Source organism: Neorhizobium alkalisoli (assembly GCF_002968635.1).
GTDB lineage: Bacteria > Pseudomonadota > Alphaproteobacteria > Rhizobiales > Rhizobiaceae > Neorhizobium > Neorhizobium alkalisoli.
This window is the reverse complement of record NZ_PVBN01000006.1, coordinates 112,521-124,351: the sequence shown is the minus strand read 5'-3', so window position 1 is coordinate 124,351 and position 11,831 is coordinate 112,521. Positions and strand designations below refer to the sequence as shown.

Sequence of the window (11,831 nt, the reverse complement as noted above, 5' to 3'; positions counted from 1 at the left end):
CGAGACTTCACATCAAAAACCGGCCTGTGAAAGCAGGCCGGTTTTTTTAATGCGAAATCGAACTTGAAACACGTTGACCACCACGACGCCGGCAATGATCAGGCCGAGGCCGATGATGGCGGCGGTGTCGAGCGTCTGACGAAACAGGATCAGGCCGACGGCCGAGATCAGAACGATGCCGAGGCCGCTCCAGATCGCGTAGGCGATGCCGACCGGCAGGGTGCGGAGCGCGATCGACAAAAGATAAAAGGCAGCCAGATAACAAATCCCCATCAGGATGGTCGGCAGGGCGCGGGTGAACTGCTGGCTCTGCTGCAGGAAGGTCGTGCCGATGACTTCCAGCACGATCGCGGCGGCGAGGGAGCCATAGGTGAGGATTGCGGGGTTCATGGTACTCACTCTTATTTCGTAAGGTTCTTCAATTGCGCGCGGAGCGCTCCGAGTTCCTTCGGCGATAGACCATTGGTCTCGGTAAGGTTTGCGAGCCAGATGCCGTCGGCAGCGTAGCGAGCAATCTTCAGATCGGGATAATCGTCCGTCTCGGCATGACGCTCGATCCGTTTTTGCATCCAATCCGACCATAGCGTGCGCAGATGCGGATCGGTCATGCAGGAGATCGAGAGCGCTGCCCAAGGGCTTTCCGCGCCCTCGGAGGCCACCTCGAAAAAGGCATCGATATAAGCGCGGGTGAAGCCGCCTCTCTCGCTGTCGTCCTCATTCATCGATCGGTCGATCTGATCGTCGAGTTTCTGGAGCAGATCCTGGAAGACGGCTTCGATCAGCGCCTGCTTGCTTGGAAAGTGGTGCAGCAATCCGCCTTTCGTCACGGAGGCCGCATCTGCGACCGCCTGCAGCGTCAGGCTGCCGAGCCCTTGATCCACGGCGCATCGCGCCGCCTGATCCAAGAGAGAGCGCCGCACCTGTTCCGGTTGTTTTTCACGTCGATGAGCTTCTGACATGACATAAAGATACCGTATGGTCGGTTTCTTTGCAATGCCGGAATTTTTCCTGTGGAGGCCAGGTAGAAGGGGAAAGGGCGGTGAAGAAAGGGAAGAGCTGGAATTTGTTCTGTTTTGATCAGCCGGGACTCGATCCTGACGGTTTTCCATCTTACATCGACTGCCATGACGGATGAACTTGAGAAGCGGCGCAGCGATATGGGCTGGGGCATTCCAGCCTCGATCCTCCTGCATGTCGTTTTCGCTTTCGTCCTCTTCTTCCATCTGCCCCTCGATTTTTCCGAGCCGCAGAAGGAGGAGAGCGTGAACGTCGAAATCGTCCCGCCGCCGGAAGAGCCGGAAAAGAAGGCGGAGGAAGAGCCGAAGGCAGCGGAGGAACCGCAGCCTGAGGAAGTAAAGAAGGAGGAAGTGCCGACGCCACCTCCGCCACCACCCGAACCACCAAAGCAGGAAGAAGCCAAAAAGGAGGAGCCGCCTCCGCCGGAGCCGGAGCCGAATCCCGAAGACCAGCCGCCCGCGAAGGAACAGGCGAGGGGGCAGCCTATACCGGTCCTTCGCCCGGTCTTTGAGTTCGGTGAAAAGGATGCCGGGCCGCGAAAGGCGGGGGACGGCAATTCGCCGGAGGAGGGGGCGGCGAGGTCGCCTCCCGAGATAGAGCCGGATGCAAAGCCCGCGGAATTGCCGAAACCGCCAGCCGAAGAGCCACCTGGGACCGAAGCTGCCGAAGTGTCGAAGCCCGCGACGGTACAGCAGGAGCCTGCCGAAGCGCCGCCTGCCAATCCCGTGCCAGACGATATCCAACTGCCGGAGGTGGACGTAACCGCTGTCAACCCCGAGCAAGATGGCCCGATCTCGCAGGCGGCGCCGGCCGATACGAAGATGGCAATCGTCGCATCACAGCCGGCGGCGCCGAAGACCGAGCCGGTAGAGACGCCACCGGCGGAAAAGCCTCCCGAGTTGACGGAGGCTAAGACGCTGTTTTCCAAGCATATGACAAACGATGCGGTTGCTAAGATAGCCATGGCCGGCATTCCTAGAGCCGCACGGGTCGGTGAACTCTGCTCTACGGAACTGGTTGAGCAGCTAAGGCACACTTCCTATCAACCGGACTACTATCCAAGGATGGGTTTGCCGCATGGAACGGTTCTCGATGTTAAAGAGGCAGGTTTCCGTGCCGACGGGCAGTGGTTTGATGTCACTTACCGTTGTGAAGTAAACGATGATGCGACTAAGGTTCTCTCCTTTGCCTTCAAGGTTGGAGCCCCCGTGCCTCGCAGCGAGTGGCGCAAGCGTGGCTTTCCGGCATTCTGATCGAGTGCATGCTCCTATGGATTCGGACGCGGAACGTTTTTTGGCTTCGCCACCCTGAACAGAGGTAGCCTTCTGGAGTTCCGAAGAACTCGTCGAATTCCAGCCTTACCTGGCAACACTCGCCGCCACCGCTCTACCTATGCCATAGTGCTGTTCTTCCCACGAAAGCGATTCCATGGCCCGAACCCAGAACAGCACCGATCCCCTGTTTGACGACGAAGGTGCGAAAAATCCGCTCGCCATTCTCAAGCAGATCTATGGTTATTCCGCTTTCCGGGGAAAGCAGGCGGCCGTGGTCGATCAGGTCGTGTCGGGCGGCGACGCGGTCGTGCTGTTTCCGACGGGGGCGGGCAAGTCGCTGTGCTTCCAGATTCCGGCGCTCTGCCGCGACGGTGTCGGCATCGTCATCTCGCCGCTGATCGCGCTGATGCGCGACCAGGTGGAGGCTTTGAAGCAGCTCGGCGTCCGGGCGGCGGCGCTAAATTCGTCGCTGACGCGCGAGGAATTCGCAGATGTCCGCCGGGCGATTGCCGGTGACGGTCTCGATCTTCTCTACGTCACCCCCGAGCGCGTCGTCACGTCAGGCTTCAAGGAACTGATCGGCAATGCGAAGATCGCGCTCTTTGCTATCGACGAGGCTCATTGCGTTTCCCAATGGGGACATGATTTCCGGCCGGAATATCGCGAACTCGGCCATCTTGCCGAGCAGTATCCCGGCGTGCCGCGAATCGCGCTGACGGCGACAGCCGATCCGCATACCCGCGAAGACATCATCGACAGGCTTGCCCTGCGCTCGGCGGAAGTCTTCACGACGTCGTTTGATCGGCCTAACATTTCCTATGAGATCGTCGAACGCGACCAGCCACGCCAGCAACTCCTGCGCTTCCTGTCGCGCCACAAGGGTTCGAGCGGCATCGTCTATTGCCTGTCGCGTGCCAAAGTCGAGGATACTGCCGAATGGCTGAACGGGCAGGGCGTCCGCGCGCGCGCCTATCATGCCGGCATGGACCGCAGCGTTCGCGACGCCAATCAGGATGCGTTTTTGAAGGAGGAAGACCTCTGCCTGGTGGCAACCGTCGCCTTCGGCATGGGGATAGACAAGCCGAATGTGCGGTATGTCGCACATCTCGATCTGCCCGGTTCCGTCGAGGCCTATTACCAGGAAACCGGCCGTGCCGGCCGCGACGGCCTGCCATCCGATGTCTGGATGGCCTATGGCATGGCGGACGTCATCCAGCGCGGCAGGATGATCGATGAGGGCGCGTCGGGCGACGACGTCAAGCGGGTAGAGCGCGCCAAACTCAATGCACTGCTCGGCATCTGCGAAACTCCCGGCTGCCGCCGGCAGGCGATCCTTGCGCATTTCGGCGAGGCGCATGCCGGCCAATGCGGCAATTGCGACACCTGCCTCAAGCCGGTCGAAACCTGGGACGGGACTGAGGCGGCCATCAAGGCTCTGGCGGCGGTCTATCGGACCGGCGAGCGCTTCGGCACCGGCCATCTGATCGACGTGCTGCTCGGAACCAGGAACGAGAAGACCACCCGTTTCGGCCATGTCGACATGCCGGTTTTCGGCGTCGGCAAGGACATTCCATCGAAAACCTGGCAGTCGGTCTATCGTCAATTGCTGGCGGCCGGCCTCGTCAGCGTCGATCACGATGCCTTCGGTGCGCTGAAGCTGGAGCCGGAGTCCCGCGCCGTGTTCAAGCGCGAACGCGAAGTTCGTTTCCGCAAGGATCGGCCGACGACGGGCAAGGCATCGAGAAACGCGTCACCCGGTTCGGCGAGCGCCCGGTCCGCGCTGGAAGGGGCCGATGCCGAACTCTTCGAAGCGCTTCGCCTCGCCCGCCTGGCGATCGCCAAGGAGCTTTCGGTGCCGCCCTATGTCGTCTTTCCCGACTCCACGCTGGTCGCTTTCGCGACCGAGCGGCCGACGAGCCGCGACGCGCTGCTCGGCATTTCCGGCGTCGGACAGTCGAAGCTGGAGCGTTATGGGGATGCCTTCCTGAAGGTCGTCCGCGCGCATCAGCGATAGAGGCGGACACGCGGTTGATTGACCGGTGGGACCGTTGGAATATGCTGCTGCGACTTCATCCAGGGAACTCGTCATGAAAGCAATGTTTTACGAGGCCTTTGAAAAGGCGCCGGAAATTCGAAACCTCCCGGATCCCGAGCCGACATTCGGGGGCGTGGTGATCAAGGTCGGCGCGACCGGACTTTGCCGCAGCGACTGGCACGGTTGGATGGGCCACGACCCGGATATAAATCTGCCGCATGTGCCGGGCCATGAACTGGCCGGGAAGGTCGTGGCCAGCGGCAAGGGCGTGATGCGTTTCAAGATTGGCGACCGGGTGACGGTGCCCTTCGTTTCCGGTTGTGGACATTGCTCGGAGTGCCATTCCGGCAACCAGCAGGTCTGCCCGAACCAGTTCCAGCCGGGCTTCACCCATTGGGGATCTTTCGCCGAATATGTGGCGATCGATTATGCCGACACGAACCTCGTGCATCTGCCTGACGAGATCGACGATGCGACGGCGGCGAGCTTGGGCTGCCGGTTCGCGACCTCCTTTCGCGCCGTCGCCGACCAGGCCCGCACCGGCCCGGGCGACTGGGTGGCGGTGCACGGCTGCGGCGGCGTGGGGCTCTCGGCGATCATGATCGCCACCGCGCTCGGCGCAAATGCCATCGGCATCGATCTGTCGGAGGAGAAGCTGGCGCTCGCCCGTCAGTGCGGTGCGGTCGCGACCATCAATGCCAGCACTGTGGCGGATGTCGTCGAGGCGGTGCGCGAGATCACCAAGGGTGGCGCGCATGTGTCTATCGATGCGCTGGGCCATCCCGTCACCTGCTTCAATTCGATCAAGAACCTGCGCCGCCGCGGCCGGCATGTGCAGGTCGGGCTGATGCTCGCAGAACATGCGACGCCGAGCATCCCGATGGCGCAGGTGATCGGTCATGAACTCGAGATCTACGGCAGCCACGGCATGCAGGCCTGGCGGTATGATGCCATGCTCGCGATGCTGACGGCCGGCAGAATGAAGCCGCAGCAGCTGATTTCCAAGAGAATCAGCTTAGGGGAGGCAGTGCCGGCCCTGATGACGATGGACAAGTCGGAGACGCCCGGGATCAGCGTGATCACCAGCTTCTAACGCCCGCGCTTGTTCGCCTGAGCGGGACAAAGTATTCCGGCAGCCCTGCTTGGTGGCCGCGATCGGCGCTCTAGATTCCTCCTCACGCTTCGAAACCGAAAGGGCGAGCCATGAGTGTCAGGACGCAGAAAATTCCAGGTCCGGATCATCCGATTACCGTTGAGCACAATCCTTCGCGCGTGGTGGTGACGCTCGGCGGAAAAGTCATAGCCGACAGCGTCAATTCCCTGACATTGCAGGAAGCCTCCTATCCGCCGGTGCACTACATTCCGCGCAGGGACGTCGACATGGCGCTCCTTGAGCGGAGCGACCACGAGAGCTACTGCCCCTACAAGGGCGAGGCGTCCTATTTCAGTATTCCTTACGGGGGCGAACGTGCGCAGAATGCCGTCTGGTCCTACGAGGACCCCTATGAGGCCGTCGGCAGCATCAAAGATTATGTCGCCTTCTATCCGAGCAGGGTCGACTCGATAGAAGAACTTCCTTCACCTGAAGTAGGCCAGTTCTGACGTGTGAAGAAACGAGCAAGCCGCTGTCGGCTGCGCCGCGATAGGATCGTATTTGGGCTGTTCAACAACGGAGGAGGAATGACGATGCCCTATGTCGACGGATTTATTCTGGCTGTGCCCACAGCCAATCTGGAGCGTTACAAGGCGATGGCGCGCTTCGCCGGCGATGTCTGGAAGGAGCACGGCGCGTTGACCTATGTGGAATGCATCGGGGATGACGTGCCGTATGGAGAGCTCACATCGTTTCCGCGGTCCGTGCAGGCAAAGGAGGATGAGACCGTCATCTTTTCGTGGATTACCTACGAGAGCCGCGCGCAGCGTGACGAGACCAACCGCAAGGTCATAGCGGATCCGCGTTTTTCCGGGGACGAATGGAAAGAAGTCTTCGACGGCAAGCGGATGATCTACGGCGGCTTCGAGAGCTTCGTGACGCTTTAAACCGCCAGCGACCCGTGAAAGGACATACATGCCCCAGACCGTGATTTCCGTCTCCACCCGCGGCCAGGGTCTCTACGAATTTACAGAGGCCGCGCAGGATTTCGTGGGCGGCCTCTCCCCGGACGAAGGGCTGCTGACGGTCTTCGTGCGGCATACATCCTGCTCCCTGATCATCCAGGAAAATGCGGATCCGGATGTGCGCCGCGATCTGAAGATGTTTTTCGCCCGCCTCGTACCGCCGACCGATGATCCGGAAATGCGCTGGGTGACGCACACGACCGAAGGTCCGGACGATATGCCGGCGCATATCAAATCGGCGCTTACTGCCGTCTCGCTCGGTATTCCCGTGAGAAACAGGCGTCTGGCGCTCGGTACCTGGCAAGGCATCTATCTTTTCGAACATCGCGACCAGCCGCATGTCCGTCAGGTGGTCCTGCATCTCTCCGCGTAAGCGGATATGAACGGCAGCTTAATGACGGATTCGGAAAGGGTTCAGGCGCGCCGGAATAGTGTTGCTCCAATCGCTTCGGAAAGGCGAGAGACAAGAACCTCGGGCATAGCCCGAATTTTCGGAGAAACACCCATGACCAGCATGCTCGTCAAAGCCGGTATTGCCGCTCTCGTCGCGTTCACCGGCATTTCCGTCACCGCGCCGATCGCGGCGGCAGGCGGACCTGAATTCGGTATCTATGTGCAGCACCAGGACCGCGGCTGGCGGGATGATCGGGGCTGGCGTGATGATCGCCGTTGGCGCCCGGATCGCCGTCCGCGTGGCTGCGCGCCTTGGCTGGCCGAAGCGAAAGCCGACCGGATGGGCCTGCGCCGCACCCGTGTGGTTGACGTATCGCGTCGCACCGTCACCGTCGTCGGCTTTGATCGCGGTGGCCGCGATCGCGTCGTCTTCGCCAATGTTCGCGGCTGCCCCGTCATTCGCCGCTAACGACTGCCGCTAAATTCTTCCGTCTCCATCGCCCGTTGACGGAGGGACGCCCTCGCCAGGTTCCGATCTGGCGAGGGTTTTGCGTTTTATCCGTCAGTCGAGGGCAAAGGTGACGTTGACGGTGACGGTGTAGGTATTCTCGCCGGTCGCGACCGGTACGGCCTCGGCGGCCATATCTTTCGCCATTGCCATGCGCATCATCGGCTGCGGCATCGACCTTCCGGAGTTTTCGCTGATTTCGATGATCCGTCCCAGCTTGACGTTGGCGGCTTCCGTCAGGGTCTTCGCCTTCGCGATCGCCTCGGCGACGGCCTGCTTGCGGGCGTCCGTCAATGCCTGTTCCGGATCGTCGTTGGTAAAGCTGATCTGGCCGCCCTGATTGACGCCGAGCTTCACCGATCTGTCAATCAGCCCGCCGAGCTTGGCGAGTTCACGAACTTTGAGCGTCAGCGTATTGGCGACCTCGTAGCCGATGATTTCCGGCGGAGGGGCGACGCCGTTCTTCGGCTCCGGATGGCGGTACTGAGGATAGATGGAGAAATTGCTCGTCTGGATGTCGCGGTCTGCTATGCCTTCGGCCTTCAAAGCGGCAAGGACTTCCTTCATCGCGGCGCTGTTGGCCGAGAGGGCAGCTTCGGCGGTCTTGCCGTTGCGGACGACCGACAGTGTCAGGATCGCCATATCCGGCGCCACGGAGGCTTCTCCTTCACCGGAGACATTGATGACCGGTTCGCGAGGCCGGACATCCTGGGCGGCGACCTGTGCGGCCGAGGAAGCCAGGGTAGCACCTGCAAGAAAGGATGCCAGGACAAGACGTGACGGCGAAAGCGCGAAGCGCATGGATAACTCCTGATCTGTTGGCGCGGCTGCAGCCGGGATGGCGCGTTGGCGGGCGGATATGGCGTGGCGGTGAGGCGATTCTACTTTGACGCACATCCACGCATTACGTGACGATAGATTGTGAAGCTATTGCGGCAACGGCTTGTGGCTTCGGGGGAATTGCGTTAGACGGACCTCCAAGGCAAGGCGTGCCATTGCGCCTCGCCTGCGCCTGACGGCGGGCCTGTAGCTCAATGGTTAGAGCCGGCGGCTCATAACCGCTTGGTTGGGGGTTCGAGTCCCTCCGGGCCCACCATCAGTCTTCATTGTCCGCGAATCGATATCCCACCCCCGGCTCCGTCCGGACGATCCTTGGTGCGGAGGGATCGCGTTCGATCTTTTGGCGCAACTGGCCTATGAAGACCCGAAGGTAATGCAGGTCCTCGCCATGGGCCGGGCCCCAGACGGATGTGAGGAGCGTCTTGTGGGTAACGACGCGACCGGCGTGCCGGGCGAGGAGGGTGAGCAGGTCGTATTCCTTCGGCGTCAGCCGGATATGCTCCTCGCCGCGGCTTACGAGCCTTCGCACCGTGTCGATCGACAGGCCATCCGAGACGATCACGGGCATAACCGCGTCTGCCTTGGCCCTGTGGCGCAGTGCGGTGCGGATGCGCGCCGTCAATTCGCCGATGCCGAACGGCTTTTCCACGTAGTCGTCGGCGCCGAGATCGAGTGCGGCGATCTTTTCACTTTCGCGGTCGCGCGCGGAAAGGATGACGATGGGGATCTGGGACCAGCCCCGGACACTGCTGACGACCTCCTTGCCGTCCATGTCTGGAAGGCCGAGATCGAGGATGACGATATCGGGCGCGGCGGTTGCGATCGCCTTTAGGGCTTCCGCACCCGTCATCGCCTCGATGACCTCGTAACCCGCCGCCCGAAGGGCGGGGCGAAGGAAACGCTGGATTTGCGGCTCGTCATCCACGAGCAGAACCCGCTCGAGCGTCATAGGGTATTCTTCTTCTCAACCGATGGACCGTTTGCCGGAAAACGCATCACGATGCGGGTTCCCTTCTTCTTCACTGCCGGACTTTCTGCGTAGATGCGGCCGCCCATCGCCTCGACGAAACCTCTGGCGATCGAGAGACCGAGACCGGTGCCGGGCGAACGGCCGTCGGCCTTTGCCCTTCGATAGAACTTCTCGAACACCCGGTCGAGATCGTCCGCGGGAATTCCTCTTCCGAGGTCGGTGACCGAAATCAGGACTTCGTCACCGTCGCGCCTTGCATAGATGTGGACGGGCTCGCTGCCACCGTATTTGACCGCATTGTCGAGCAGATTGAACAGCACCTGGCCGAGCAGCACGCTGTCGCCCTGGATGAGCGGCAGGTTCGGAGAAACGCCTGTCCCGATGTCGCGGCCGGGAAAATATTTACGCGCCCTCTCGACTGCGGATTGGATCACGTCGGAAACATCGATCCAGTCGCGCTTTGCCGCGATCGTTCCAGCCTCGATCCTGGTCATGTCGAGCAGATTTGCGACGAAGCGAGTGAGCCTCCCTCCTTCTTCCTCGATCGACTGGAGAAGATCGTCGCGGCTTTCAGCGCTCATGCGCCCGCCGAGCTGCCGCAAGCTGGTGACTGCGCCCATGATGGTCGCAAGCGGAGTTCGCAGATCGTGCGAAATCGACGACAGCAGCGCCTCGCGATAGCGTTCGCCTTCGAGCCTTGCCGCCTGATCGATACTCGCTTGCGACAGGCGCGCCCGATCGATGGCGATCGCGGTCTGGTCAAGGATGGCCGATAGAATTCTCTCCGCGTTGACGTCGACGACCTCCTCCTTCCGTTCGAAGCCGCAGACACCGACCACGCCGTGCGGGCTCGTCAGCGGGCGGAACTGGAAACGGCTGTTGGGCAGCGTGCCGGTTCCGCCGCCCGCCGGCTCTTTTTTCTCATGAGCCCAGCGCGCAGCGGCCAGGTCGGAAACGTCGAGTTCGGTATCCGGAGGCCAGGCGGCGGAGATCGTCAGGTCGCCTTTTTCAGGAAGAAGCAGGACGACGCTTTTTCTCAGACTCGCCTGCAGCTGGGTTACCGCAGCCCAGAGAACGTCATCGGCCCGTTCCGTTCCCGACAGCTTGCGCGAAAAGTCATAGAGCTGCTGCAGGGCCGTTGCGCGAACCCTTGCAACATCCGCCTGGTCGCTGATGCGCGACGCGAAGCTGCCGGTCACCAGGGCCACCGCCAGGAACACCACCAACGCGAAGACTTCATGCGGCGCGGCGATGGTAAAGGTGTGGATCGGTTCGATGAAGAAGAAGTTGTAGGCGAGCGCCGACAGCAAGACGGCCACGAGCGCCGATATATATCCCGCGGATATGGCCGAACCGAGTACGCCGAGCAGGAACAGCAAGGAGATGTTCGGTAAGTCCACAAAACCGTCGATCACGATTCCCAGGACGGTTGTGGTGAGCGCGAAGGCACATCCGATCGCGACGGCGCGCCAGATGCTTGCAAGGGCGAACCTCGGCCGCATCCGCGGGGCGGGCTGCGACTCTTCTTTTTCCGAGGTGACCAGATGAAGACCAATGCCCGCAGCACGCTTGGAAAGCGCGTCGGGCAAGGAGGGACGCAGCCAACCGCGTATATTGCGCCGCCGGATGCCGATGACGATCTGCGTGGCGTGTTCGCGCCGGGCGAGCTTCAGGATCTCCTCGACGAAGTCGTTGCCGATGATGCGCCGGGTCTCGGCACCCAGTTGTTCCGCCAGTCGGAAGATCTGCTCGGTGCGCTTGAGACTTTCTTGGTCCCGTGATTCGCGATCGGCTCGCTCGACGCTGACGACCACCCATGGCGCGTTAAGTCCGGACGCCAGTCGGCTCGCTACACGGACGACCTTTTCCGACAACGGGTCGGGGCCGACGCAGACGATCAGGCGCTCGCCGGTCGCCCAGGGGCCTTCGATTGCGTTCTGCCTGAGATAGTCGACCATCTGGTCGTCGACGCGGTCGGCGGTGCGGCGCAGGGCGAGTTCGCGCAAGGCGGTAAGATTGCCGAGCCGGAAGAAGCGGTCGATCGCCCGCTGCGCACTTTCGGGCAGATAGACCTTGCCCTCCCTCAGGCGCTCGATCAGTTCGGCGGGTGGCAGGTCCACCAGAAGCACGTCGTCGGCCTTCTTCAGAACCGTATCGGGCACTCGCTCCCGTACCGAGATCCCGGTGATCTGCGCCACCAGATCCGAAAGGCTTTCGAGATGCTGGATGTTCAGCGCCGTCCACACGTCAATGCCGGCGCCGATCAGCTCTTCGATATCCTGGTAACGCTTCGGATGGCGGCTTCCGTCCGGATTGCTGTGGGCGAGTTCGTCGACGATGATGATTCGAGGGCGCCGCGCCAGCGCCGCGTCGAGGTCCAATTCTTCGAGAAGCCCGCCGCGATGCTCGAATTTCGCCCGCGGCAGTACGTCCAAGCCGTCCAGCAACGCCGCCGTCTCGGTTCTGCCATGGGTCTCCACCAGCCCAACGACGATGTCGGCACCTTCACTCTTCAGCCGCCGTGCTCGTGTCAGCATGGCGTAGGTCTTGCCGACGCCTGGGGCTGCTCCCAAAAACACCGTAAGCTTGCCCCGGCGGTCCTTTTCCGCCAAGGCAAGCAGCGCATCCGGGTCGGGTCGGGCTTTGGGTTCGCGATCGTCCGTTGGCATTCTCGTC

12 protein-coding genes and 1 tRNA gene are annotated in these 11,831 nt (G+C 61.7%); 8 read left to right on the top strand and 5 right to left on the bottom strand.

The window, feature by feature from the left end:
* Window positions 1–12: 12 nt before the first annotated feature.
* Window positions 13–390, bottom strand: coding sequence for a DMT family transporter (locus C5L13_RS14860; protein WP_105384067.1), 378 nt, complete (start codon window positions 388–390; stop codon window positions 13–15).
* Between the two features lie 11 nt (window positions 391–401).
* Window positions 402–881 (bottom strand): TetR/AcrR family transcriptional regulator, encoded by a 480-nt coding sequence (locus C5L13_RS14855; protein ID WP_245571274.1) that lies wholly within the window; start codon window positions 879–881, stop codon window positions 402–404.
* 192 nt (window positions 882–1,073) lie between these two features.
* Here C5L13_RS14855 and C5L13_RS14850 point away from each other — a divergent pair, with 192 nt between their 5' ends.
* The 7 genes from C5L13_RS14850 (at window position 1,074) to C5L13_RS14820 (ending at window position 7,306) form a co-directional block, all read left to right on the top strand.
* Window positions 1,074–2,270, top strand: coding sequence for a DUF930 domain-containing protein (locus C5L13_RS14850; RefSeq protein ID WP_245571273.1), 1,197 nt, complete (start codon window positions 1,074–1,076; stop codon window positions 2,268–2,270).
* Window positions 2,271–2,445: 175 nt separating this feature from the next.
* Window positions 2,446–4,305, top strand: a complete 1,860-nt coding sequence (gene recQ / locus C5L13_RS14845) for a DNA helicase RecQ (protein WP_105384065.1) — start codon at window positions 2,446–2,448, stop codon at window positions 4,303–4,305.
* 73 nt (window positions 4,306–4,378) lie between these two features.
* Window positions 4,379–5,419 (top strand): zinc-dependent alcohol dehydrogenase family protein, encoded by a 1,041-nt coding sequence (locus C5L13_RS14840; protein ID WP_105384064.1) that lies wholly within the window; start codon window positions 4,379–4,381, stop codon window positions 5,417–5,419.
* A 110-nt stretch (window positions 5,420–5,529) separates the two neighbouring features.
* Complete coding sequence (locus C5L13_RS14835) at window positions 5,530–5,928, top strand: DUF427 domain-containing protein (protein ID WP_105384063.1); 399 nt, start codon at window positions 5,530–5,532, stop codon at window positions 5,926–5,928.
* Window positions 5,929–6,012: 84 nt separating this feature from the next.
* The gene (locus tag C5L13_RS14830) at window positions 6,013–6,366 is read left to right on the top strand and encodes a DUF1428 domain-containing protein (RefSeq protein ID WP_105384314.1); all 354 of its coding nucleotides are present in this window, start codon (window positions 6,013–6,015) and stop codon (window positions 6,364–6,366) included.
* 28 nt (window positions 6,367–6,394) lie between these two features.
* On the top strand, window positions 6,395–6,817 hold the full coding sequence (locus C5L13_RS14825) for a secondary thiamine-phosphate synthase enzyme YjbQ (protein ID WP_105384062.1): 423 nt from the start codon (window positions 6,395–6,397) through the stop codon (window positions 6,815–6,817).
* 132 nt (window positions 6,818–6,949) lie between these two features.
* Window positions 6,950–7,306 (top strand): hypothetical protein, encoded by a 357-nt coding sequence (locus tag C5L13_RS14820; protein ID WP_105384061.1) that lies wholly within the window; start codon window positions 6,950–6,952, stop codon window positions 7,304–7,306.
* A 93-nt stretch (window positions 7,307–7,399) separates the two neighbouring features.
* Here the strand turns inward: C5L13_RS14820 and C5L13_RS14815 are convergent, their stop codons facing one another.
* The gene (locus C5L13_RS14815) at window positions 7,400–8,146 is read right to left on the bottom strand and encodes an SIMPL domain-containing protein (protein ID WP_105384060.1); all 747 of its coding nucleotides are present in this window, start codon (window positions 8,144–8,146) and stop codon (window positions 7,400–7,402) included.
* A gap of 219 nt (window positions 8,147–8,365) precedes the next feature.
* Between C5L13_RS14815 and C5L13_RS14810 the strand changes: the two genes are divergently transcribed.
* A tRNA-Ile gene (locus C5L13_RS14810) sits at window positions 8,366–8,441 on the top strand.
* Here C5L13_RS14810 and C5L13_RS14805 read toward each other — a convergent pair.
* Both C5L13_RS14805 and C5L13_RS14800 read right to left on the bottom strand, forming a co-directional pair.
* A complete protein-coding gene (locus C5L13_RS14805; RefSeq protein WP_105384059.1) occupies window positions 8,442–9,134 on the bottom strand; it encodes a response regulator in 693 nt (230 codons plus the stop codon).
* Window positions 9,131–11,824: a sensor histidine kinase gene (locus C5L13_RS14800; protein ID WP_105384058.1), complete on the bottom strand. Its 2,694-nt coding sequence runs from the start codon at window positions 11,822–11,824 to the stop codon at window positions 9,131–9,133. Before C5L13_RS14800 ends, C5L13_RS14805 begins: the two co-directional genes overlap by 4 nt.
* Between the last annotated feature and the right edge of the window lie 7 nt (window positions 11,825–11,831).

Excerpts from the sequence above, each read along its gene's own strand:
- C5L13_RS14860 (WP_105384067.1), bottom strand. The coding sequence starts at position 390 with ATGAACCCCGCAATCCTCACCTATGGCTCCCTCGCCGCCGCGATCGTG.
- recQ (WP_105384065.1), top strand. The coding sequence starts at position 2,446 with ATGGCCCGAACCCAGAACAGCACCGATCCCCTGTTTGACGACGAAGGT.
- C5L13_RS14840 (WP_105384064.1), top strand. The coding sequence starts at position 4,379 with ATGAAAGCAATGTTTTACGAGGCCTTTGAAAAGGCGCCGGAAATTCGA.
- C5L13_RS14835 (WP_105384063.1), top strand. The coding sequence starts at position 5,530 with ATGAGTGTCAGGACGCAGAAAATTCCAGGTCCGGATCATCCGATTACC.
- C5L13_RS14830 (WP_105384314.1), top strand. The coding sequence starts at position 6,013 with ATGCCCTATGTCGACGGATTTATTCTGGCTGTGCCCACAGCCAATCTG.
- C5L13_RS14825 (WP_105384062.1), top strand. The coding sequence starts at position 6,395 with ATGCCCCAGACCGTGATTTCCGTCTCCACCCGCGGCCAGGGTCTCTAC.
- C5L13_RS14820 (WP_105384061.1), top strand. The coding sequence starts at position 6,950 with ATGACCAGCATGCTCGTCAAAGCCGGTATTGCCGCTCTCGTCGCGTTC.
- C5L13_RS14815 (WP_105384060.1), bottom strand. The coding sequence starts at position 8,146 with ATGCGCTTCGCGCTTTCGCCGTCACGTCTTGTCCTGGCATCCTTTCTT.
- C5L13_RS14805 (WP_105384059.1), bottom strand. The coding sequence starts at position 9,134 with ATGACGCTCGAGCGGGTTCTGCTCGTGGATGACGAGCCGCAAATCCAG.
- C5L13_RS14800 (WP_105384058.1), bottom strand. The coding sequence starts at position 11,824 with ATGCCAACGGACGATCGCGAACCCAAAGCCCGACCCGACCCGGATGCG.